At 60.8% G+C, this 21558-nt stretch carries 24 protein-coding genes and 1 pseudogene; 19 read left to right on the top strand and 6 right to left on the bottom strand.

Translation table 11 applies throughout. The features are described 5' to 3' along the window. Positions 1-126 precede the first annotated feature (126 nt). Positions 127-726, bottom strand: a complete 600-nt coding sequence (locus tag EH240_RS13880; RefSeq protein WP_124999091.1) for a thermonuclease family protein — start codon at positions 724-726, stop codon at positions 127-129. Next, entirely contained in the window at positions 726-1298 is a 573-nt protein-coding gene (locus tag EH240_RS13875; protein ID WP_124999089.1) for a hypothetical protein, read from the bottom strand. Before EH240_RS13875 ends, EH240_RS13880 begins: the two co-directional genes overlap by 1 nt. A gap of 59 nt (positions 1299-1357) precedes the next feature. Between EH240_RS13875 and EH240_RS13870 the strand changes: the two genes are divergently transcribed. The 15 genes and pseudogenes from EH240_RS13870 (at position 1358) to EH240_RS13800 (ending at position 15132) form a co-directional block, all read left to right on the top strand. Then, positions 1358-2215 carry a lytic transglycosylase domain-containing protein gene (locus EH240_RS13870; RefSeq protein WP_124999087.1) on the top strand — a complete coding sequence of 286 codons (858 nt, stop codon included), beginning with the start codon at positions 1358-1360 and terminating at the stop codon, positions 2213-2215. 12 nt (positions 2216-2227) lie between these two features. Then, positions 2228-2536, top strand: a complete 309-nt coding sequence (locus EH240_RS13865; protein WP_006205835.1) for a TrbC/VirB2 family type IV secretion system protein — start codon at positions 2228-2230, stop codon at positions 2534-2536. Then, positions 2533-2850, top strand: a complete 318-nt coding sequence (locus EH240_RS13860) for a VirB3 family type IV secretion system protein (RefSeq protein ID WP_124999085.1) — start codon at positions 2533-2535, stop codon at positions 2848-2850. Before EH240_RS13865 ends, EH240_RS13860 begins: the two co-directional genes overlap by 4 nt. Positions 2851-2852: 2 nt before the next feature. Further along, a complete protein-coding gene (locus EH240_RS13855) occupies positions 2853-5264 on the top strand; it encodes a VirB4 family type IV secretion/conjugal transfer ATPase (protein WP_124999207.1) in 2412 nt (803 codons plus the stop codon). Next, the gene (locus EH240_RS13850) at positions 5261-6160 is read left to right on the top strand and encodes a hypothetical protein (RefSeq protein ID WP_124999083.1); all 900 of its coding nucleotides are present in this window, start codon (positions 5261-5263) and stop codon (positions 6158-6160) included. Before EH240_RS13855 ends, EH240_RS13850 begins: the two co-directional genes overlap by 4 nt. A 41-nt stretch (positions 6161-6201) precedes the next feature. Next, positions 6202-6885, top strand: coding sequence for a type IV secretion system protein (locus EH240_RS13845; protein WP_245436016.1), 684 nt, complete (start codon positions 6202-6204; stop codon positions 6883-6885). Further along, a complete protein-coding gene (locus EH240_RS13840; RefSeq protein ID WP_124999081.1) occupies positions 6882-7115 on the top strand; it encodes a hypothetical protein in 234 nt (77 codons plus the stop codon). Before EH240_RS13845 ends, EH240_RS13840 begins: the two co-directional genes overlap by 4 nt. Next, positions 7112-8182, top strand: coding sequence for a TrbL/VirB6 family protein (locus tag EH240_RS13835; protein WP_124999080.1), 1071 nt, complete (start codon positions 7112-7114; stop codon positions 8180-8182). Before EH240_RS13840 ends, EH240_RS13835 begins: the two co-directional genes overlap by 4 nt. A 13-nt stretch (positions 8183-8195) precedes the next feature. Then, positions 8196-8927, top strand: coding sequence for a VirB8 family type IV secretion system protein (locus EH240_RS13830; RefSeq protein ID WP_124999079.1), 732 nt, complete (start codon positions 8196-8198; stop codon positions 8925-8927). Beyond that, entirely contained in the window at positions 8924-9760 is an 837-nt protein-coding gene (gene virB9 / locus EH240_RS13825) for a P-type conjugative transfer protein VirB9 (RefSeq protein ID WP_124999078.1), read from the top strand. The genes EH240_RS13830 and virB9 overlap by 4 nt, the downstream gene beginning before the upstream one ends. A 7-nt stretch (positions 9761-9767) precedes the next feature. Further along, complete coding sequence (virB10, locus tag EH240_RS13820; RefSeq protein WP_245436014.1) at positions 9768-11102, top strand: type IV secretion system protein VirB10; 1335 nt, start codon at positions 9768-9770, stop codon at positions 11100-11102. Beyond that, on the top strand, positions 11068-12114 hold the full coding sequence (gene virB11, locus EH240_RS13815) for a P-type DNA transfer ATPase VirB11 (protein ID WP_124999076.1): 1047 nt from the start codon (positions 11068-11070) through the stop codon (positions 12112-12114). The genes virB10 and virB11 overlap by 35 nt, the downstream gene beginning before the upstream one ends. Beyond that, positions 12104-14440, top strand: coding sequence for a type IV secretory system conjugative DNA transfer family protein (locus EH240_RS13810; protein WP_245436012.1), 2337 nt, complete (start codon positions 12104-12106; stop codon positions 14438-14440). Before virB11 ends, EH240_RS13810 begins: the two co-directional genes overlap by 11 nt. A 131-nt stretch (positions 14441-14571) precedes the next feature. Continuing rightward, positions 14572-14838 (top strand): type II toxin-antitoxin system ParD family antitoxin, encoded by a 267-nt coding sequence (locus tag EH240_RS13805; RefSeq protein WP_124999072.1) that lies wholly within the window; start codon positions 14572-14574, stop codon positions 14836-14838. Then, positions 14835-15132, top strand: a pseudogene (locus EH240_RS13800) (type II toxin-antitoxin system RelE/ParE family toxin). Before EH240_RS13805 ends, EH240_RS13800 begins: the two are co-directional and overlap by 4 nt. Positions 15133-15541: 409 nt before the next feature. On the opposite strand, the gene EH240_RS39845 reads toward EH240_RS13800, so the two are convergent. Then, complete coding sequence (locus EH240_RS39845) at positions 15542-15724, bottom strand: recombinase family protein (protein WP_342634082.1); 183 nt, start codon at positions 15722-15724, stop codon at positions 15542-15544. A gap of 214 nt (positions 15725-15938) precedes the next feature. Between EH240_RS39845 and EH240_RS40035 the strand changes: the two genes are divergently transcribed. Continuing rightward, positions 15939-16064 (top strand): XRE family transcriptional regulator, encoded by a 126-nt coding sequence (locus EH240_RS40035; protein ID WP_425374796.1) that lies wholly within the window; start codon positions 15939-15941, stop codon positions 16062-16064. A gap of 11 nt (positions 16065-16075) precedes the next feature. Here EH240_RS40035 and EH240_RS13785 read toward each other — a convergent pair whose 3' ends face one another. Together EH240_RS13785 and EH240_RS13780 are read right to left on the bottom strand one after the other, a co-directional pair. Continuing rightward, complete coding sequence (locus tag EH240_RS13785) at positions 16076-18346, bottom strand: relaxase/mobilization nuclease domain-containing protein (RefSeq protein WP_124999070.1); 2271 nt, start codon at positions 18344-18346, stop codon at positions 16076-16078. Further along, on the bottom strand, positions 18343-18753 hold the full coding sequence (locus tag EH240_RS13780; protein WP_245436011.1) for a hypothetical protein: 411 nt from the start codon (positions 18751-18753) through the stop codon (positions 18343-18345). Before EH240_RS13780 ends, EH240_RS13785 begins: the two co-directional genes overlap by 4 nt. A gap of 328 nt (positions 18754-19081) precedes the next feature. Between EH240_RS13780 and EH240_RS13775 the strand changes: the two genes are divergently transcribed. The 3 genes from EH240_RS13775 (at position 19082) to EH240_RS13765 (ending at position 20678) form a co-directional block, all read left to right on the top strand. Then, the gene (locus EH240_RS13775; protein ID WP_124999068.1) at positions 19082-19774 is read left to right on the top strand and encodes a ParA family protein; all 693 of its coding nucleotides are present in this window, start codon (positions 19082-19084) and stop codon (positions 19772-19774) included. Continuing rightward, positions 19771-20112, top strand: a complete 342-nt coding sequence (locus EH240_RS13770) for a hypothetical protein (RefSeq protein WP_124999066.1) — start codon at positions 19771-19773, stop codon at positions 20110-20112. Before EH240_RS13775 ends, EH240_RS13770 begins: the two co-directional genes overlap by 4 nt. Positions 20113-20324: 212 nt before the next feature. Beyond that, positions 20325-20678, top strand: coding sequence for a WGR domain-containing protein (locus EH240_RS13765; protein WP_124999064.1), 354 nt, complete (start codon positions 20325-20327; stop codon positions 20676-20678). Between the two features lie 343 nt (positions 20679-21021). Here EH240_RS13765 and EH240_RS13760 read toward each other — a convergent pair whose 3' ends face one another. After that, entirely contained in the window at positions 21022-21411 is a 390-nt protein-coding gene (locus EH240_RS13760) for a hypothetical protein (protein WP_124999062.1), read from the bottom strand. Positions 21412-21558 lie beyond the last annotated feature (147 nt).

The raw sequence follows: 21558 nt of genomic DNA, 5'->3' as shown, positions 1-21558 counted from the left end.
TGCAACAGCCCTGATTCTGGTGCTGTCTGGCGCCCGGCTTCTGAACCAGTGGGACAGTCTTTCGCGTTCGTGATCCGGCGATGGCCTCTGCAGGATGGCCAGTATGATCCAAACCGCCGGGACCGGTTATGGATTTGCAGGCGGATTCGAAGACTGACCAGCCGCGTTAGATGCGTTGCGGATATTCTGGAGGATGATGGCATTTGGATCGGGAACGTCGGCGAACTGCCACAGGCCAAGGTGCTGCTTTTTAGCAACCTCCTGCGCGACGATATAGGGCGCATGAACCGGAGCGCCGTTCGGAGTGATGGCCGCAAAAGCCCAGCCGGTTGAGATCAGCGCCGTGCCGAGATCGATGCGAGAACCAGCCGCGTATCCTTCAGTGGGCCGTGCGACACAAACGACGAAGCGCGTTTTGGTCGCGGCCTGCCAGGCGGCCGTGTAGCACTGAGGTTTGAGATCCCGGATGAGAGAGACGAGCATGGCAAGGCTTGCCTCGCCGCAATCGACACGCCCCCCTGCCCCATTTGTGAAATAAGTGCCTCGCAGGCAGGCTTGAACGCCATACAGACGGTGGGTCTCGCCGGCATAGGTCCAGGTGTCGCCGGTGCTGAACGATGCTGTGGCAGGGATCTCAAACCAGGGATCGGGTTTGTCCTCGGCAAGTGACGGCACACTGGCGAGGACGGCCGCGAGAATGCCGGCGGCGGCGAAGCCAGGCTTCATTATTGATACCTGCTCAGATCGAACCAGAACCGCTGTTTGCCATCTGTCGTCGTGAGATCGAGATAGTTTGGCTCCGTCCTCTGCTCGCTCGGCGTCACGGCCGATGTGCGATGGGTGCCGTTGCCCGAACCTCTCGGGTAAGTGCCCCAGGAGGCATTCGTCGCATTTCGCGGAGCACAGAAGGCGCCGTTATTGTCGGGCTTGTAGACAGTTTGTGAGCGAGAGCTGGTGTCGCTCCCGCTCGATTCCATCTCGGGCGAGACGGCGATCGTGCCGTCCGGGCAGGGTTTGAATTTCTCATATCCGATACGACCGGAACTGCCGGCCTCGGGGCACTGAGGCCAGGGCTCCCCATGCGCGACCATACGGAAAGCGCGCTCGACCGGGGGCACACATTCGCCGACGCTCGCCCAACCCTGCGGGTTGAGGATGCACAGCAAGACCTTGCAGCCAAAATCATCAGCATGTGCCGGCGCCGGCGGCAGAGCCGACAAGATCGGCAAAAACGCCACAACGGGAAGAACCCTGCTCATTTTCATTGTGCCAGCCTCAACTTCGCGATTGCGGTTCATCGAGTCATTGTATTAATTCGATATCGCAAAATCAGCAAACGGGCGTAGGATTCTTTTAAGTGATTCGATTCCGCAAAACAGTGCTGGCAGCGGGTGCGATCCTGGTGATGTGCCAAGCAGCGTCTGCGCAGGAAGCTTCGCAAAGATTCCAGGACCGCGTTACGGCACCTGCCAGGCGCGTCGTTAATGCTGCCGTCGACGCGAATGGCCGGGTGATGCCGGCCTATCAGGTTGAGAGCCAGGACGTGCAGCAGATCGGTGCAGCGGAAAACGCTGACGGCGCGGCCGCTACGGTGACATCGACCAAGGCAGACAACCCCTGCCCCGGCGTCGCTGCCCTGTCGAAGGAAGAAGGACAGCGGATCGTCGAAACGGTCGCGCGCCAGCAAGGCTTTGCCCCGCCGCTCGTCCTCGCGGTTGCCCGGGCCGAAAGCCGCTTCAATTCCGGCGCGCTATCGCCCAAAGGGGCGTATGGCCTGATGCAGCTTCTGCCGTCCACGGCAGCAAGCTACGGGGTCAATATCTGCGATCCCGCGGATAATGTGAAAGGTGGGATCGGCTTTCTGCGGGATCTGCATCGCAAGTTTCCGAACCCGATATATATGCTCGCCGCCTACAATGCCGGCGAGGTCGCCGTTCTCAAATATAAGGGCGTGCCGCCCTACTCCGAGACGGTTGGCTACGTCGCCAACGTCATCAACGATTTCTACCAATGGCCATCGGTCGGTACTGAGGCAGTGATGCCCGCCGGGGCGGTGAGCCTCGACCTGGCCGGCGTTCAACCTGCTGCGGCCGGCGCGGCGGATCAACGAAATGATCCGACATCCCGCACCACCTCCCGCAATGGCGGCACCACGAAGTCTCGCGAAGCGACGGCGCCGGTCTGGCAGGGCGGGATGGTGCAAAACTTTGACTGAGGAGAAGCTTTGATGACCATGTGGAAGATGATTGCGACACGCAGCGCTGGTGTGGCGATGCCGCTCATGCTCTTGGCAACGCAGGCGATGGCCGGGGGCGGAAATCTCCAGCCGGTGCAAAGCACGCTGCAGACGTTGGTGCAGACCCTGACCGGGCCGATCGCGACGGCTTTGGCGGTTCTGTTCTGCATTTTCATGGGCTTCATGGCCTGGGCGGCACGCCTGTCATGGTTTGTGGCCGGAAGCTGGGTCTTGGGTATCGTGTTGGTCTTCGGCTCGGCCCAGATCGTCGAATTCTTTCAATCCGCGGTCGGTAGATGATCGGCATGGCAGACGGCCGGATCGATCCTGGCGAGCCCAAATTGTTGATCACTCCGCTGGTCAAGGGCTTGACCCGAGCGCCGACGGTGCTCGGTATTCCCTACGAGCTAGCGGGGTTCATCGGCGTGCTGACCGCGGTCGTGTTCCTCGCAACCCATAATCTGGTCATGCTCTCAATCTGTGTGCCGCTCTATGCGGTTGCCAGGATCGCGATCATGCGCGATCCCATGTTCATCGAGATCATGTTCATCCGTTCACGAAAGATGCCGCCCCGGAGCGCCAGCTTCTGGGGCGCGCGCAGTTATCGGGTGTGACCGTGGCGATCGCACGGGCGCTTCGCGATGAACTGAGTTTCGGGGCCGTGTCCCGTCGGGAGAATCCGGTTTCGGCCCACATACCCTATTCGCGGCATGTGTCCGACGAGGTGATCAAGACGCAGGACGGCATGTTGATGTCCTTCGTTCACATGAGCGGCCTGTGCTTCGAGACGATCGATATCGCGGAGATCAATTCGCGCCTGCTCGGCCGCAACGATCTCATTCGGGGGTTGGCGAATTCCCGCTATGCGATCTACTCGCATATCGTGCGCCGCGAGGTGAAGCCGGCGATCGAGTCGAGCTTCGACAATGCGTTCTGCCAACAGCTCGACGCGCGCTATACAGCGGCTCTGCGCACTCAGCGCATGTTTGTGAACGATATCTACCTGACGATCGTGCGGCGCGAGCTGCAGGGCACCGTCGGGACGGCGGATCTTGTGATCCGCAAGCTTTTGGGACGCAAAGCGGCGGACGGTCGCTCTTCGAGCGAGGAGCGGGCGCTGATCGAATTCATGGACGTGATGAAAGCCGTCCGAGAGAGCCTGCAGGCGTATGGCGCGCGGGTTCTCACCGTCGTCAAGCGCAATGAGGTTTGGTATTCCGAGCCGCTGGAATTCCTGGTGCAGCTTGTCAATGGCGGGTTTCCGCGGCCGATGGCACTGCCGCGCATGAAGCTCGCGGAGGCGCTGGCGACGAAGCGGCTGTTCTTCGGCCCCAATGCCCTGGAAATTCGCGGTGCGTTCCCTGGCGAAACGCGATACGGCGCCATCATTTCGGTGGGCGAGTACCCCTCTATCACGGGACCGGGGATGCTCAACCCAATGCTGAAGGTGCCGCACGAATTCATCGTGACGCAATCCTTCGCAATCATCGACAAGCCCCAGGCGCTGACCCAGATGGAGCGGGTCGGGCGCAAGATCGACATGTCGGATGAAGCCGGCTCGATCGTGGGGGATCAGCTCGATGAAGCGCGCGATGAGCTTCTGTCCTCGGAAGCACTCTATGGCTTGCATCATCTGACGGTGCTGTGCCTTGGGAAAACCATGGACGACGTGGCGCGCTGCGTGACCGATGTCGGCACGGCGCTGACGGAGGTGTCCGCCCTTTGGGTTCGCGAGGACCTGAATTGTGAACCGGCGTTCTGGGCCACCCTGCCTGGCAATTTCGCCTATGTGGCGCGTAAGTCGATGATCTCATCGAAGAACATGGCGGGCTTCTCGGCCTTCCATAACTATCCGAGCGGCCGGACTGGCGGGGTGCATTGGGGAATGCCGATAAGCGTCCTCGAGACGACGTCGCAAACGCCCTACTTCTTCAACTTCCATGTTCGTGACCTTGGCAACTTCACCCTGAATGGTCCCTCGGGCTCGGGCAAGACGGTGCTGCTCGGCTTTCTCGCGGCACAGGCGCAGCGCATCACGCCGCGCCCCAAGCTGGTGATGATCGACAAGGATCGGGGCTTGGATATCTTCGTGCGGTCGCTTGGCGGCCGCTATGAGGTTCTGAAGGCCGGCGAGCCTTCCGGCTTCAACCCGTTGCACCTTCCCGATACGCCGCACAATCGGGAATTTCTCTTCCAGCTTTTCAGCTTTATGCTGCGGGGAGCCGACGGACACGGCCACTCGACGCGCGAGGAGCAAGTCATCCGCAACGCGATCGCCCAGGTGGCGAGCGCGCCGCCTGAGGGTCGAACCATGGAGGAGTTCGCCGAATTGTTGCGCGGTGCGATGCGCGCCGGGGATGACGACCTCTATTCGCGCCTTCAGCCATGGATGAGGCCGGATCAGCGCGGTTGGTTGTTCAACAACGCGGAAGACTCGTTTTCGATGTCGTCCATTTTCGGCTTCGACATGACCAGTGTGTTGAGCGACGCAACAACCAGTACGGCGGCCTTGCTCTATATCTTCCATCGCATCGAGGAGCTGCTTGACGGGCAACCGGTCATGATCTTCCTCGATGAGGGCTGGAAGCTCCTGGACAATGATATTTTCAGCTACTTCATCAAGGACAAGCTGAAAACCATTCGAAAGTTGAATGGCATCATTGGATTCGGCACGCAGTCTGCGGCGGATATTGTAAAGTCATCGATCGCCAATACACTGATCGAACAGACGCCGACCAATATCTTTTTCCCCAACCCGAAGGCCGATGAGGAGTCGCACAGGGCGTTCGGGCTGTCGGAACGCGAGATTAAATGGATTCGCGAAACCCCGCCCGAAGCCCGCAAATTCCTGATCAAGCATGACCAGGACAGCGTCATTGCGCGCCTCAATCTCGCCGCGATGCCTGACGCGATCAAGATCCTTTCCGGTCGAATTGAGACGGTTCAGGAGCTCGATGCGCTGCGTGCGCGCGTCGGCGACGATCCGCAGGTTTGGTTGCCAATCTTTCTTGGGAGGGACCCGGAATGAAAACCATCATGGGCGCGACGGTCGCCCTTGTGACGATTTTCGCGGGATCGACGGCCATGGCGGCCGTGCCGGTTTCTGATAGCCCGATCTTGTCGCAGCGGAGCGAGGACAAGGCCGACAAGGTTCAGATCAAGCTCATCCAGGAGGACACGAAGTCCGCCACGCAGGGGGTCAATTGCTCGGTGACGACGCCCAAAAAGGCGCAGGACGTGAAGAGCCCGAAGGCTTCGGTCGATCCAGCAAGTGGCCGGGCGTCCCTGGAACAGGCCAATCCGGACATCAAGGGCTCTTCGGCGTTCGCCTCGACCGGGTCGGGATCGAGCGCTGTCGGCGGCAATGCCGGTGAAAGGAGCCTGCTCGACAGCACCGGTCAGGTTCTAGGCGGCATGAACGGCAGCATGTCTACGGTGGCCCCCAATAAGCAGGTCTTCGAGACCATGGGTCAGGATATCGGGACCGACAAAAAGGTCATGGAAGCCTTCGACCGCAACAGCGCAATCCGCGCCCAAGGCGGGCTGACCTTCAACGAGGTGATCCAGGCGACAGGGTTCTTCGCCCAAGCTTTCAACGTGCGAAACATCGGCACGGCCACACTGACGAGCCGCGGATCCTCCGGCCTGGGGGTGGCCACTCCCGCGTTCCCGCCGCCTGGCTCGGGCCCGCCGCCTGGCTCGGGTGGTTCGACGAGCTGCCCTGGAGGTACGAGCGGCGTCGGCACGGCCGGCAACCCGTGCTGCTCGTCGACGGACAGCGGCTGCACGGTTCCGCGTACGACCGATACGGTTGAAAACGTGTCGCCCATGCTGTCGCAAATCCAAAGGGACGCGAACAGCGCTCCCGTCACCATGACGACCGACGAACTGATGTCGGCCGTCAAGCAATATCAGGCTCAATAGGAGAAAGGGCTATGCGTGGAATTGCGTTAACAGCGGCACTCTTGCTTGGCTTTCGCGGCATCGCCTTTGCGCAGGTGCCTACGATCGACGAGGCTAATCTGGAACAGGCACGGCAGATTGCATCGGCCACGAGCGAGATCCTCAGCACCGACCGCAACATCATGAACTATACGCAAAAGACGCTGCAGGCCGTCACGGGCGACCGGTCGGGCGAGGCCGGTCAGCTCGCGCAGATGGCCTTGGGCAATGGCGGCTTCTCCATGGGGGGCGCGCCTTCGCTTGGTAGCGTGATCTCAGGCGGCTCGTTGTCATTCGCCGGCCTCGGCAATGGATCGCAGGGAATGGTTTCGAACCTGATCAACGGCTTGCAGCTGGTGAAAACCATTTCGGGCCTGATCAATGGCCAGACGACGCAGATGGATAAGAACTACAGCGCCCTGGTGAACGTCGCGGCCACGGTCTCCGGGCTGGTCGACTCCTCGCAAAACGGGGTGAAGACGCGTTCCAACGCTTTTCAGTCGGGCGCTCAGCGGATCGGCACGGCGCAGGACATCAAGGGCTCGATCGATCAGAACAGCCAGATCATGGTGCAAACCGGTCTGACCGTGAACGAGCTGATCGGCGCGGTGAACACCGCTACGGCGGCTGCCAACCAGGAAAACATCGATCGTATGAACCTGATCACGCAGGCCTCGCGGGGGCTCGAATACAAGTCCGGCCAATGACCCTGCGCTTTCTTCTATTAGCGGGCGCCATTATTGGCGCTGTCGCGACCTCGGGGTGCGGCCACAAGCCGCTCAAGGCTCCATGCTCGCGCGACGACGGACCGGTGCAGCCACTGGCGTTCGCGGCGCCCGAACCAAAAACAGAAGCGGCGAAGCCATTCGAATGCGGTTCGATGAAGGCACTCAATAGCGATCCATCTCTGTTTCCAGGTGGGATGGCGAAAAAATGAACTTCAATATCACGACGCTTCTGCAGCAGGTCGACCAATTCGGCAATAACTACGTATCGCAAGCCTACCAGAACCTCGCGTCGGCCTTGACCGGCGGCGGACAGGTGGGTGTCGCCGGCCTGATGCTGACGTTGTACGTGATATTCTGGGCCATCAGCATCTGGCAGGGAACCTCGACCGGATCGGGGAAAGAGATGATCTGGCGCCTGTTCCGCGCCTTCGTCGTCTACGCTCTGGCGACGAGCTGGGGGGACTTTCAAACATATGCGTATTCGTTCGCGAATGAGACACCTTCCGCGATCGGGAACAGCCTTCTCACGAGCGTGTCGGCCAATGTGACCGGGACATCGGCCGGGCTGAACTCCGTCAACTCCGTGCAGACGGCCCTGCAAAATATCTGGGATTCGCTCGCCAATTCCACGTCCGCCTTTATCAAGAGCCTTGGGGTGTTGAACTTCGGCGGCTACGTGCTGGCGGCGATCATCCTTGTCGTCGGCGCCCTGCTCATCGGTTATGCGATCTTCCTCATCATCCTGTCGAAGATCTTTCTTTGGCTTTTGCTGGCGCTCGCCCCAGTGTTCATCATTCTCATGCTGTTCGGCTACACGACCCGGTTCTTCGCTGGCTGGATAACCGCGATCGTCCAGTACATGTGTGTGCAGATTCTGGTCTACGCCTTCTGCGCCTTCTTCATCTCGATCACGCAGACCTATTTCGACGCGATCAACCGGTCGAACGGGGCCGCGACAACGACTTTGACCGAAGCCGCGCCGCTGATCCTGATCTGCCTTGTTGGCGTGCTGCTGCTGTCGCAAATCACCAACGTTGCCGCCTCGCTCGCGGGCGGAATTGGTATTGGAACGCCTTCGTTTGGGCGGTTCTACGGCGGCGCTTTCGGATCGCTGGGCCAAGCCGGTCAGCGGAGGCTGATGGGACGCTTGGGCTGGAGCACGCGGCAGGAACGCCTGGCGGGTCGCGAGCGGGCGCGCGTGAGCCTCGCACAGAGAAGATACGAAAATTCAGCGGAATATGCGCGGCTTTCGCGAAAGCTGACGGATCCCGCATAATCTTGGGGCACCGATGAGCGATGTGAAGGAAAACGCTGGGGGACCGGCGAAGGCAACCGAGTCTCCCTTGCCGTACTATGTGGATGCGGCAATCTGGGAAAAAGATATCGCGCGGCGCAATCGCTGGTCGCGATCTCTGGCGTGGTGTGTGGCGAGCGTCGCCTCGGTCATTGCCGTAGCAGCGGTGGGCGCGCTGATCCTTGCGCTGCCACTCAAGACTTATGAGCCCTACATGGTGGTGGTCGACAAATCCACCGGGTTTGTCGAGGTCAAGCGGCCGCTGGCTGACGGTCCTTTGCAGCAGGACGAGTCGATGGGGATGTTCGATATCGTCCGTTATGTGAAGGCTCGCGAGACCTACGATCCGAAGGCGCTGAAGGACAACTTCGATCTCGCGCAATTGCTGAGCGCAGGCGATGCCTCGAGAGAGCTCGTCGAGCTTTTCAGCCCGGCGAACAAGGTGACGAACCCCGTGGTGCTGTACGGGCGAAACACCGTCGTGGCTGTGACCGTGAAGTCGGTGACATTTCCCAACCAGAGGACCGCCCTGGTCCGGTTCATGACAGAGGAAAAAAGCCAGGCGAACACCGTGCAGCGGCATTGGGTGTCGTTGATCCGGTTCCGCTACACCGACGTGCCAGCCAAAAACGAGATCCGCTTTCAAAATCCGCTCGGCTTCCAGGTGCTCGAATATCGGCGCGATCAGGAGACGGCGCCGGCACCCACCGCGGAGACACCGCAATGAAGATCGCCGGCATCCTGATGGCAATCGGGCTCGGCGTTTGCGGGGTTCAGCCGGCCCTTGCCGAACAGACCCCTCGGGCGGGATCTCGTGACAGTCGCATTCGCTTCGTCTGGTATCAGAAGGACGATGTGGTGTCGGTGCCGGCCAGCTATGGCGCCTCGACCATGATCGAATTCGGCGATGACGAGAAAATCGAAACCCTCGGCGCTGGCGACGTCCCGGCCTGGAGCATCGAGCCCAACAAGAAGGCCAATGTGCTGTTTGTGAAGCCGATCGAAAAGAATGCGGGCGGGAATCTCAACGTGCTGACCAACAAGCGCAGCTATGTGTTCTTCCTCAACGGCGAGTTTCGGCCGGTTGCGCAACAAGTCTATGCGATCAAGTTCCGCTATCCCGAAGAGGCCTCGGACGCGGCACTGATGGACGAAGCCCGGGCCCGGGCAGCGCAGCCGAACCGGCAAGGCTTCAAGGCGGAAAATGCCAACTCGTCCTATGCCTATAAGGGGTCATCGGCAAATAAGCCGCTCGTGATCTACGACGACGGCGTGAAGACCTGGTTCCGCTTCGATCCCGCAAGGGAGGTGCCGGCGGTCTATGTCGTCGACAGCGAGCGCAATGAGACGCTTGTGAATTATCGCCGCGAGGGCGCGTACATCGTCGTCGACAAGGTCAATTACCAGTGGACCCTGCGCAATGGCGACGAAGCGACCTGCGTCTTCAATCTGAGACTGAACAATGTGAACGAACCGACCGGGCTTGAACCTTACGAGCCGCAGCGTGTCGGCGGTGGGACTGTTCGGAAAGTGAGGGGACCCGATGCCATCTCCCAATGAGTACAGAATGCTTGCTGAGGAGGGCACGGCGGTCGCCGCGCCAAAATTCGGGGCGAGCACATTCTTCAAGATCGCCGTGCCGCTGGGTGCGGTGGTCCTCGCCGGCTGGATGATCTATGCCGCGACGCGTGCGCCGGACAAACCGCTGTTGACGGCGTCGGATGGCGAGGAGTTCCACACCACACAGTTTCCCGCACCGGGGCTCGATACGCCGCGTCCCCAGCTTGATAACGGCACCCTGAAAATCCCGACGGCTCCCGAGGAGCCGCCGGCGGCACCAGCGCAGCCGCCGTCGACGATCGAGGCTCCCCCTCCGCCTCCGCCAGTATTGCAACCGCCTGCAGCTCCACCGCAGGTTCAGGACGATTCCGAGGCCCGGCGTCTGGCTGAGGAAGAACGGCGCAGGCAGGAAGAAGAGGAGCGCCGCAAATGGGAGCGCTTGCGCGCCAAGCAGCTCGTCGTCGATAGCGGCGATGCGCCTGGCAGTGCGTCAGCGCCGGGCGGCAATGGAAGGGATGCAGCGGCGGCCGGAAACGCAGGCGAGGGCGAAGAGGACCCCAATCGGCGTTTTTTGGCGCGGGCGAGCCAGAGCGGAGCGGATACATCGAAGGCCACGATGAACCCGCGCACGGACGCTCTGGTCGCCCAAGGGACGATGATCAAGGGCGTGCTCGAGACCGCGATTCAGAGCGATCTTGCCGGTATGGTTCGGGCCGTCGTGTCGGAGGATGTGTGGTCGTTCGACGGTCGCAGGGTTTTGATCGCCAGTGGCTCCCGCCTTATCGGTGAATATCGCAGTGGCCTCGCAACCGGCCAAACGCGGGTGTTCATTGTGTGGACACGCCTGCTTCGATCGGACGGCATGTCGGTGCAGCTCGGTTCGACGGGCACCGACGAGCTCGGTCGCAGCGGCATGCCGGGCGAGGTCGACAACCATTATTTCGAGCGGTTCGGCTCGGCGATCCTTCTAAGTGTCGTCGGCGGCGCGACCCAGTTCATCGCCAACCTTGGCAATGACCAGAACGGGTCGAACACCAATCAGACCTATACTGATCCGCAGACCGGACAGACGGTGACAACCCAGACGCAACCCAACCAGTACATGCAGAGCGCCCGCCAGATCGGCGCGCAACAGATTTCGCAGAGCCTCAACCGCATTGCCGAAGAGGCGCTTCGCAACTCGATCAATATCGCGCCGACGATCCATGTCGATCAGGGGGCACGGATCATGGTGTTCGTGCGCCGCGACCTCGATTTTTCCGAGTTCTATCCGGACCCGGTACGCGAGGCGTTGAGGGAGATACGACGTGAGCGGGCAGCAAAGAACCGTCTTTCTAAATAGGGCGCTGGAGCCCGTGCGGCGCTGGCTCGATGACGAGCGCGTGGTGGAAATCTGTGCGAACGGGCCTGGACGGGTATGGGTCGAAATCGTCGGTTCCACACATATGGAGCCCTTCGACGTGCCTGAGCTCGACCGCGCCGCGATCACGTACCTCATGGAACGGATCGCGGCATCATCCTCGCAGTCGGTCAGCGAGGAAAATCCCTTGCTTTCGGCCGCCCTGCCCGGTGGCGAACGCCTTCAGGGCGTGCTTGCGCCGGCGACGCCGACAGGGGGCGCCTTCGCGATCCGCAAGCAGGTGGTGAAGGACATGCGCCTTGACGATTATCGGAAGCGGGGGGCGTTCGATACGATCTCCGTCCAGGATCCCAGCGACTTGAGCGAGACCGACAGCGCCCTTTGCGAATATCTCGACGCCGGCAAGATCGAGGATTTCCTTCGCTTGGCCGTGCGCGAACGTTATTCGATCTTGCTTTCAGGAGGCACATCGTCGGGCAAAACGACGTTTCTGAACGCGATTTTGCACGAGGTGCCCTCGGATGAGCGGATCCTCACCATTGAGGATACGCGCGAGGTCAAACCCCACCAGCCCAATTATCTGCCCCTCGTCGCGTCGAAGGGCGACCAGGGCCTGGCGCAAGTGACCGTTGAAACGCTGCTGCAGGCGGCCATGCGGTTGCGGCCGGATCGAATCTTCCTGGGCGAGATCCGGGGAGCGGAAGCCTATTCGTTCTTGCGCGTCGTCAACACGGGTCATCCGGGATCGATCACGACGATCCATGCGGACAGCCCGGCCGGTGCGTTCGAGCAGCTGGCCTTGATGGTCATGCAGGCTGGGCTCGGGCTGAGCAAGGCGGAGATCATCGATTATGTACGGTCGGTCCTGCCGATTGTGATCCAACAGACGCGCCGGGGCGGCTGGCGCGGAACTTCGGCGATCTGGTTCAACCGCATGAGCGAATGGAGAGCCGCCAGAAAGGTTCCCCAGGATGTCTCGCGTATTGGCTTATAGGCTTCTCCTCGGCCTCATGGGCCTCGCCGCCTTCTTTGCCCTTTGGAGCCTGGCCTACGAGCTGGTGGCGACATGGCGGTGGAATCCCGCCCTCCCTTCCGAAGGCGCCGCGCGCTGGGGGCTTCTAAAGTACCAGAACGCGCAACGCAGCCTAAGCGGCCTGTTCGTTGCCTGGCAGCATTTCAGTCAGCGCTTGGCCTATCATCCCACGCAGGGCGAGACGATCATCCGCGGCACGATCGCGGCCACGGTCGTGGTGGCGATCGGCGTCGGCCTGATTTTTGCAAGCCTGGTCAACCGCAAGCCAAAGCACTACGGCGATGCGCGGTTCGGCACGATCTTGGACGCCGAAAGGAAAAGCCTGCTGGCAAAGCAAGGCTTGATCCTCGGCAAGATGGGTGGGGCGACGATCCGCTCGGACGATCCCGCGCACGTCCTGGTGGTCGGCCCGACCCGATCCGGCAAGGGCGTCAGCTTTGTCATACCGAACGGGTATATGTGGCGAGGATCCTCGGTGTGGTTCGATCCGAAGCGGGAGAACTTCGAGGCGTTCGGTGCACACCGGCAGGCTCTCGGCGACAAGGTCTTTTTCTTTTCCCCCGGCGAGCGGGATTCGCATCGCTATAATCCGCTGGATTTCATCCGCCGCGATGCGCGCATGCCGACGGACTGCGCGGTGGTCTCCTCCTTCATCATCCCCGAGGCGACAGGAAGTTCCGAGATCTGGGCGCGCGCCGGCCGGCAGCTGCTGACGGCCATGATCGGTTATGTGCTGACGTCGCCCCGCTATGAGGGGCAGCGTCATTTGCGAGCTGTCGCGATGCTACTGTCGACTGGCGTGGATTTTTTGAGGGTGCTGACGAATATCCGCAATGACGAGGAAAAATATCTGCCTTCGTGGGTCGTGCACGGGCTCAACCAGTTCATTGCGCTGGAAAAGGAAACGCGAAACTCGGCCTACTTCAACCTGACGGCGGCTCTCAACCCCTGGACCAATGATCTCGTTGCAGCCGCTACGGCGTCGACCGATTTCGATATCTCGAAGCTTCGCAAGGACCCGACGGCTCTCTTCATCGGCTGCTCGGTGGCGCAGCTCGACGTGTTCCGGCCCATCATCAAAATCTTGGTCCAGCAAATCCATGATGTGCTGATGGCTTCCTTGCCAGGCCCGGACGAGCCCTACCAGGTCCTGGTGATGATCGACGAGTTTCGCCAGCTCGGTAAAATGGAGTCTATCGTGTCCAAGCTGGCGATCAACGCGGGCTATGGCTTCCGCATGGTCCTGGTCCTGCAAGACCTCGCCCAGCTCGACGAGGTCTATGGAAAAGCGACGCGGCAGACCACGGTGTCGGCATGCCAGGTGAAGTTTTTCATCCGCATGAACGACGTGGAGACATCGGAATATGTCTCTGTCATGCTGGGACCGACCACGATCGAGGTGCCCACACCGATTATCAGGGCCGGTCAAGGCATATTCGGGGCCCGAGACAAGAGTCTGAGTTATCAGGAAAGGCCGTTCCGGACGGCGGCGGAGCTTCGACAGATGCCGACGAATCAGGCCGTGGTTCTGGTCCCGAGCGCTGGTTTCAGGGTGCGCAAGGTCACCTATTATAAGGACGCTCCCTATAAGGCGATCTACCAGGAATTTCGGCACCGGCGCCTGAAGGTGCCGCCTCTCTCCCGATGGCAGGATCTTCCGCTGCGCTCCATGGCGGACGTCGAGGCGGCGGCCAACAGTACGCCAGCGGCGCCTTTCGAGTTGCGGGAACCCGATACCGTCGAAGCGCCGGTTTCGGGCGATACAGCCTATGCCGATGCGGTGCCGCCTGCGACCGGTGCGGCGGCTGAAGGGGTTGATCCTGCCGCGTTAAAGGCGAAAGCGAATAGCGACAGCGCGGACGCACCACGGGCGCTGCCAAGCTCAGGCCGTCCAACGGGTGGTGAGGCTGAGGCAAAGAGCAAGGTCGCCGCTGAAGTTCCGGAGTTGAAACCGAAGCGGACCGATCAGACGGCCGACAATGCGCCGCGGCCGCTTCCCACCCTTGGCCGGCGATCGGCGCCGGCAGCATCAAACGCGTCCGACCCGAGTGCGTCTGAAGGCAGGGCGAGTGTCCTGCAATTCCAAGTCCGGCCGGGAAACAAGTCCACGTCGATCGCCGCGCTGCTGGCATCGCTCGATCAGGAGGTGGAGGCCGGCGCTCGTTCACTGTCGCCGTCAGTGGATAGCGGAGATGTCGACGGGGTACCGTCAGCCGCTCTTGAGGCGCTTCAGGATCAAATTAGACGTCACGGCGATCGCCGGGACAGGCCGGCCGAAACGGCTTAAGGGAAGCCGTGATCTCATGAAGTCATCGGGTCATCACGCCAATTCCCGGCCGGGCCGATAACGATGGTCCCTTTATAATAGTTGATAAGCGACCTATTTTGAGAGCAACTCGTCCGAAGGAGGCTTTGCGCATGATCAGTGCCGATCTGCGTAAACAGCTCGAAAGCTATATCCAGCAGCTCGTCGATACGGGCCGCTATGGCTCGAAAAGTGAAGTGCTGCGGGAGGGCGTGCGGCTGATTCAAGATCGTGAGACGCGCCTTCTCGCCCTTGACGCCTCAATCATGCGCGGTATTGCCGATGCTGATGCAGGTCGAACGAAACCCGCGAGCGACGTTTTTGACCGACTTGAAGCAAAGTATCGCTCTATGGCTGAACAGGCCGAAAAGTCAGCATGATCGTCGAGTTTTCGGACGAAGCCGAAAGCGATCTTGAACGGGTTGCCGCCTACATAGCGAAGGATAATCCTCGTCGTGCTCTTTCGTTCATCCAAGAGCTACGCGGTAAATGTGAAGCCTTAACCGAGACTCCGAAGGGCTCTCCTTTGGTGCCTCGATATGAACGGCACGGCATTCGCCGCAGAGTTCATGGCGGTTACTTGATTTTCTACCCTGTTGAACGAGAACAGATTGTGATCATACATGTCCTCCACGGGCGCGATGGACCATGCCGCGATACTGTTTGAGGACTAATATAAATTGGCACCGGCTATTCTCGACGTGATCCTTCGGCAGCGCGCCGACCGGGCTCGTGCTGCCGGGTGGTCTTGTTCGTGTTGCGCGTACTGATATCGATTTCAGAAGACTGCGGCAGAGGTCAAAAGAGGATTTCAGTCCTTTCTCAAGGGGCGCGCAAACTGCCTTTTGGCCCGACAAACCGGTAGAGAGGGTCTGTCGTGTGATCCCGACCTCGGCGCACAAGTCGCTGGCAAGCAAGGATCGCAAACACGAGGCGACCGTTGGCAATCGAGGTGCCGCCGACGCGCCTTCACCGGCAAGCACCTTCAGGCCGAGGTTCCGCTTCATCAAATCATCGACAAGATTGACGAGGTGGCGCAGGTCACGCCCGCGGCGGTCCAGCTTCCATGCAACGAGAATGTCGTCAGCCCGGAGCCCTTTCAGGCAGGCCCGCCAGACGAGGGCGATTGTCTTTGCGGCCGGATGCCGCGTCCTCATAGATGTTCTCGGTATCGAAACCGGCCTGGGCCAGCGCATCGCACTGAAGATCGCGGACGTGGCTGCCGTCGGTTTTCGATACGCGGGCATGGCCGAGAAGTGTCGCCACATAAACGCTCGTATTTGTTAAAGACCTCGATCTGGCGGCTCAGCGGCTAAAACGATGGAAGGCAGAACGATGAACGTAGAAATCCATGAGAACGTCTGGGACGCCCTGGCGGACACCGAACAGGAGGCAGCAAACCTTAGAGCGCGCTCGGCGCTGCTCTACGAAATAGTCCAGCGTTGGGACATTCCTCAGGAGGAACGCCAAGCGGCTCGGCCTGACGCGCCTTCGCACCAATGATCTGCTGCGCGGTAAGCTCGCCAAATTCTCGCTTGACGCACTTGTCAACATCGCCGCCTCCGCACACCTGGATATAGAAATCCGGGTAAAAGAGGCTGCATAATGAAGAGGCAACTACTGCTTTTGCGGCTTTTGTGAATCGGGCTCTTCGCCTTCGACCGGAGCGGTGTTGATGCTCCTCGACTGCAGGCGCTGCAGTTCTTCGAGCCGTTCGCCTTTGACGATCTCGGGATCAAGCCGCTCGTTAGGATTCTGCGCCAATGCCCGCGCGGCTTCGCTTGCGGCGTGTGCCTCGCGGGCTTCCTTCGCAGCGATGCTTTCGGCGTTGCGCACCATTTCGCGGTCTTGCGCAACCTGCTCAAGCGAGGTCGGATCAGCCGATCCAGCGCGTTCGTCACGGATCTCCTGCTCGATGGCGCGGTTGCGGATCTCGCGAGCGCGATCGGCCTCAAGCCGCTCAGCCGCCTCGATCTCCTGGGCGCGATGGATCAAAGCTTCGGCGCGTGCGCCGGCAATCCGATGGGCCTGGTCTTCGTTGACATGCGTGACGCCACCTTCCTGCAGGGATTTGAGATCCGTCCGGATCGCAAGCAGTTCCATGGTGGGCGCTGCGCGCCGTAAGAACTCCGCTTTGGTCTGGCCGTTCATCATCGCCGCGGTCTTGTTAACGGTCTCGTTGATCTCTTTTAGGTTTTCCCGCATCTGGTCCGCGGTGGCATCTGAACTCATTCGAACACCCTTTCCATCTCGAATAGCGACCACAACAGTACCGGATCGGAAGGCTTGCGTCATCCGATCAATGAATTGACTCACTATCGCGTTATCCGGTTGAGAAGCAGCGACCGAGCGCCAGTCCTGAAGGCTTGTCTGGGTGGCCTGCAGCTGGCGCGCCGAAATCGGAATCTTTATCGGGTTGGCCTTTGCGTAGCTGATCCGCTGGCGAGCTTTCTCGATGACATGCGGGTTTGCACGGGCATAGGCGCGGTCCCGCGCCTCCCTGCCCGGCCGCGGCTTGTCCGCTGCCGCCACGATCGCCTTGTCGCGCGGACCATAGCTTTGTGATGACGCACGATAGGCCGCGGAGGTCGCGACGATTTTCATACCTTGCGCTTGTGCGTGCTGAGCATAGAGCGCGCGCCATTCGCGAAGCTGGGCCGGGCCTGGTCGCAAGCGCTCACCGTCCTCACCCTTCACCGCGACGATGGCATGGACATGAATATGGCCGCCCTCCTCGGCCATATCGGCATGCATGCCGAAGGCGAATTTGTGATTGGGGAACTGCTCATGCAGGAACCCACGCGCGGCCCTTACCAGAGCTTGCCTGTCCTCGCCCGCCTTGGCCGACAGGATCATGTGCATGGTGTCGCGAGGCTTGTAGGAATTCAGCGTCTTGTCCCAGGACTGCGCGGTCTGCCGAACCGCCTCCTCAGACGCGATCGTGGCGCCGGCGGCGCCGATCGCCGCTCCGTCATGGGTAAGGCGCGAGAGCTGGAACACGACACCGGCTTTGCCGTGGCTGGGTTCCCCAAGTGGCTTCACCGAAACGGCATCCTCCTTGACGCTAAGCGCGTCGGAGATCCGCAAGGCGATGATGGCCCGGGTTGGGGCCGAGAACTGGCGATCATGCTGGCGCCGATCGGAAAGGTGAAACCGATGCTTCACCTTCTCGTCCCCGCCCTCACCCTGCACGACGCTGTGTCCCGCCATTGTCGCGACAACACGCGCGACGCTCGATCCGTCCTGCAGTGTGTCGATGCGATAGGCGAAACCGTGACCGGCAAAACCGGCCTGGACTGCCAGTGAAAGGCGCTCGGCACTCTCCTCCCCTGCCAGCGAAAGCCGGAACGTCGCCACATCCTCGCTTTCCCGCCGCTTGTCGAAGCCTTTGCCCCACTGTTTCATTTCCTCGGCAACGGCCTCCTGCGTTGCGAGGATGCGCGCGTCATGCGTTTCGAGCGCGACGCCCTCCTTCTGGATATATTGACCGATGGCGGCTGCCCTTGTGACGCCATGCCCGTAGGAAATCACCTTCAGAACGGCCGGCTGATACCCGGCCGCCAGCTTGTCGGCAGCGGCCCTCGGCGCAGGTCCGCCGGCGAGCTTCCGCCGCTTCGTTGGCTGGCCGAGGTTGAGTCGCCCAGCTTTACCGCGCGGCGGCTCCAGCTCCCGGGCAGACGAGCGCGGCACGGCCGGTTCCGGTGGCTGGCTTCCCCCCAAACCGCCCTTCCCCGTCCGGCCGCGAACCGTCTTGAACAACCAATCATCGTCATTTCCAGCAAAGGACAACATGGCCTGATTTCGACGCTTGCGGTTCTCTTCTTCAAAAGCTGCGCTCGCGCGGATCCGATCGGCTATTGCCTGTATGGAGGACTGGTCGAGGTTCACGCGTCCTCACCATCCAGCAGATGCGCCGCCTTCCGAAGTTTCAGGCCATGGGCAATCGTCATCGCCGTCAGTTCGGCGTCGACGGCTTTCACCCTCTCATCCAGTGCTTCCCATATCGGTAACGCCGCTTGCATGGGGACAGCATCGCCGGAATGAATGGCATGGAGAAGCTGGCTGAGGTTTCGGCCGACCATCCGGACTTGCGAGGCCAAGGCTGCGACAGTTCGTGAATTCTCAGCTGACAGCGCGGGACCGACATCCAGGCTGGCCCGGATAATGCGCCGCAACGTCTCCGCCCGGTCAAGCTGGAACACCTTGCAGGCCTCATCCAGGAGCGCGCCCGCCTCCGGCCCGACATCGATCCGGGAGCGCTTTCGGGTGTCCTTGTGGGCGGCGCTGGTGTCCAAAATTCCCTCGCTATGGCGGATGGGCCTCCCGTCGAAGACGGTCCAGGTCAAAGCGAAGCGACGACCTGCTCAGCGATTTGGACCCAAATTGCGTATCTTGTCAATTTACTATTCAACATTATACTGACTCTGTGATTCGATAATCCAGAATCATTCATGCCTCTAGAAACATTGCGCCGGTGGCACAAATTCATATTATCACACAGTCGCTTATGTGCCTTCGCACCTTGCCGCATCGGCGCATAGCCATAATGCAAGGAAGTCACTTTGGCGCCAAATCGTCCGTGCGATTTGGCGCCAAAGTCGAACGGAACATTGGGAAAAAACAATGCCGGAACAACGCGCGGTGCAAATCACAGTGGCCTCCCCCAAAGGCGGGGTCGGCAAGACCATGACCACCATCCTGCTCGCTGGCGAATTCGCCGCCGCCGGTCATCGGGTGACGGTGCTCGACACCGATCCGCAACTGTCCGCGGTGGAGTGGAGCAAAAACAGTCGCCGCGCAGGGTACGCTCTTTCAAACATCGACGTCATCCCCATCGGCTCGACCGACGAACTGATCGATCGCCTGGCGCAATCCGACGCCGAGGACCTGCTGCTGGTGGATGTACAGGGCACGGCCGTGGCCGCACTCGGCCCGGCCGTCGCCAATGCCGACTTCGTGCTGATTCCGACGAAAGCGCATGTCTTCGATGTCAAGCAATGCCTCGGTCTCATCCGGCACATCCGCTCACTTGGAGGGCGCCACCGCGAGATTCCCTACGCGGTGATGCTCAACATGGTTTCGGGGATCGAGCACAACACCATGGCCTTCCGCACAGCGATCCAGCTGTTGCGGCAGGCGGACGCCAGCGTGCTTGAGACCTTTTTGTCGCAGCGGCCGACCTTCGCCTCGATCGCAACGGCCGGGACGCTTTACGAAGCGCAGCCTGTGAACAAGGCCGTGCAGGACGCTCGCGACCAGACGAATGCCCTGACTGCCGAGATCATCCGCAAACTGAACGGAGCCACCACGCCATGAACGAGAAAAGCGATCGGACCGCGAACCAGCTCCCGCTGCCCGCCTTGAAATCGCGTGCACGTTCGGATGATCCGTTCTCGCGCAACATGGCTGCCATAGTGGAGTCTAGCATCAGCGAAACGGACAGCCTGGAGGAGCAGACGAGAGCCCAGTCTGCCAGAGCGGCGAAAGCGAAGCTCGAAAGGCCAAAGGCAGACGGCGAGACAGCCCGGCTGCACACACGCATTCCGGTCTCGCAGATGATCGAGCTGCAGGTCCATTGCGCGCGCAATAGGACAACCATGCAGGAGGTGGTGCAGGGCCTGATAACGGAATTCCTTGCTCGCCAGCCGAAGTAGCCAGACGCGCCAATCAGCGTCGATTCGTTACGACCGCCCGCGTGCGACTCGGGCCCAACGAGGCTTCGCTACATCTCTCCGGGGAAGGCCATCACAGATGCCGCTGAACGACTGACGTTCGGTTCCATCCATCACGCGAGTGAATCGATCCGCGTCCGCTGATTCAAACCAATCATTGGACGCGCGCGTCCGGCTGCGCGATTCTGTCCGCCATGATCGCGCAGCACTATCGCCTCTATATCGAACGCCACGAGGCGGATCGGAACATGGCGCGCTTCTATGCGCTGTCGATCGAGGAGACGCTGTTCGGCCAGACCTGCCTGGTCCGCCGTTGGGGCCGGATTGGAACCACCGGCCGCACGGTACAGCACTCCTTCGATACCGAGGGCGAAGCCGTCGGGCTTTTCCTCGAGCTGCTGCGCGCCAAGCGGATGCGCGGCTATCAGCCGAGATCCGCCTACCCGACGCGCAGAAGCGATGCCGTCTGGTTGACGGGTCAGCCGCTGGGGGTGACGGGTGTTCGTTGCCTGGCAAAAAATCGGCTTTTCTGGATGCGTGTGATTTGAGCCACAAGTCTTGCTATCCCGGTGAGGCATCCAATTCGATAGCAGACCGCTACTGCCGACTGGGCAGGGGACCAACCCAACCCGATCAAGAGCTTCTTCCCGCAGGCGCAGCAGGGGCCTACGTCGGTTCCCACCCTCTCCTCGCTGAAGATACTTCGACGGGGGTCATCTATCGTGCCGCGTCTCCACCTCTGGCGGATTGCGTCGATCATCACGCCGTATGAACGCGGACCATGGCAGGTGACCGAAGGGCGGCCGTCGGTTTCGAATTCGTAGATTGCCACGCCCACGATGCACCTGTCGCGCACCTGTGCAGGGCAGGGTCGAGATTCATCCGCCACTATCAGGTCGGGCTCAGGGTGTGCCGTAGGTTTCCTAATTCTGAGCGGAGCCGCTGCCCAGCGGCTTGGAGCGATTTTACCAATCCTTCGGCTTCGTTCTCTTCAATAACAAGCACCGTGCGTTGCGGCTGCTTTGATCGGAACGCAAGTGTCCGCAACACGAGCAACCAACCCCCTTGTTGGTCGAGTACAATTTTGCCGACACCGTGGCACAGCGATGCTCGAAGGCTTTCATGGGCGCGGAAGGTCGACAAAGCTACTGCGGATGTCTTGCCTTCCAAGGCGAAAGCTCCGGCTGGTCCGATCAAGTTTGCCAACTCCTCGAATCGCTGGCCGACCAGATGGGGCAGTTTCACGACGATGCCCCGCTCCGATACGTTCGCCAGAACCAAAAGCGTATCGCTAACGGCTGCTTCGCTTCGAGCAAATATATCGAGACAGCGTCCACGCCATGCGTTTGCTGCCGCGAGAGCACGGGGCCAGTCTGCGTTGTCGACAGCAGGGATAGAGGGCATTTTGATACTCATGTGCGGACGAAT

Origin of the sequence: Mesorhizobium tamadayense, assembly GCF_003863365.1 — a bacterium.
GTDB classification, from domain to species: domain Bacteria; phylum Pseudomonadota; class Alphaproteobacteria; order Rhizobiales; family Rhizobiaceae; genus Mesorhizobium; species Mesorhizobium tamadayense.
Note: the sequence above shows the minus strand (reverse complement) of the source record. Positions and strands in the feature narration are given on the sequence as shown.

Bases quoted from the DNA above. Each gene is read 5' to 3' on its own strand.
- EH240_RS13880 (WP_124999091.1), bottom strand. From the start codon at position 726: ATGAAGCCTGGCTTCGCCGCCGCCGGCATTCTCGCGGCCGTCCTCGCC.
- EH240_RS13875 (WP_124999089.1), bottom strand. From the start codon at position 1,298: ATGAACCGCAATCGCGAAGTTGAGGCTGGCACAATGAAAATGAGCAGG.
- EH240_RS13865 (WP_006205835.1), top strand. From the start codon at position 2,228: ATGACCATGTGGAAGATGATTGCGACACGCAGCGCTGGTGTGGCGATG.
- EH240_RS13860 (WP_124999085.1), top strand. From the start codon at position 2,533: ATGATCGGCATGGCAGACGGCCGGATCGATCCTGGCGAGCCCAAATTG.
- EH240_RS13850 (WP_124999083.1), top strand. From the start codon at position 5,261: ATGAAAACCATCATGGGCGCGACGGTCGCCCTTGTGACGATTTTCGCG.
- EH240_RS13840 (WP_124999081.1), top strand. From the start codon at position 6,882: ATGACCCTGCGCTTTCTTCTATTAGCGGGCGCCATTATTGGCGCTGTC.
- EH240_RS13835 (WP_124999080.1), top strand. From the start codon at position 7,112: ATGAACTTCAATATCACGACGCTTCTGCAGCAGGTCGACCAATTCGGC.
- EH240_RS13830 (WP_124999079.1), top strand. From the start codon at position 8,196: ATGAGCGATGTGAAGGAAAACGCTGGGGGACCGGCGAAGGCAACCGAG.
- virB9 (WP_124999078.1), top strand. From the start codon at position 8,924: ATGAAGATCGCCGGCATCCTGATGGCAATCGGGCTCGGCGTTTGCGGG.
- virB10 (WP_245436014.1), top strand. From the start codon at position 9,768: ATGCTTGCTGAGGAGGGCACGGCGGTCGCCGCGCCAAAATTCGGGGCG.
- EH240_RS13805 (WP_124999072.1), top strand. From the start codon at position 14,572: ATGATCAGTGCCGATCTGCGTAAACAGCTCGAAAGCTATATCCAGCAG.
- EH240_RS13775 (WP_124999068.1), top strand. From the start codon at position 19,082: ATGCCGGAACAACGCGCGGTGCAAATCACAGTGGCCTCCCCCAAAGGC.
- EH240_RS13770 (WP_124999066.1), top strand. From the start codon at position 19,771: ATGAACGAGAAAAGCGATCGGACCGCGAACCAGCTCCCGCTGCCCGCC.
- EH240_RS13765 (WP_124999064.1), top strand. From the start codon at position 20,325: ATGATCGCGCAGCACTATCGCCTCTATATCGAACGCCACGAGGCGGAT.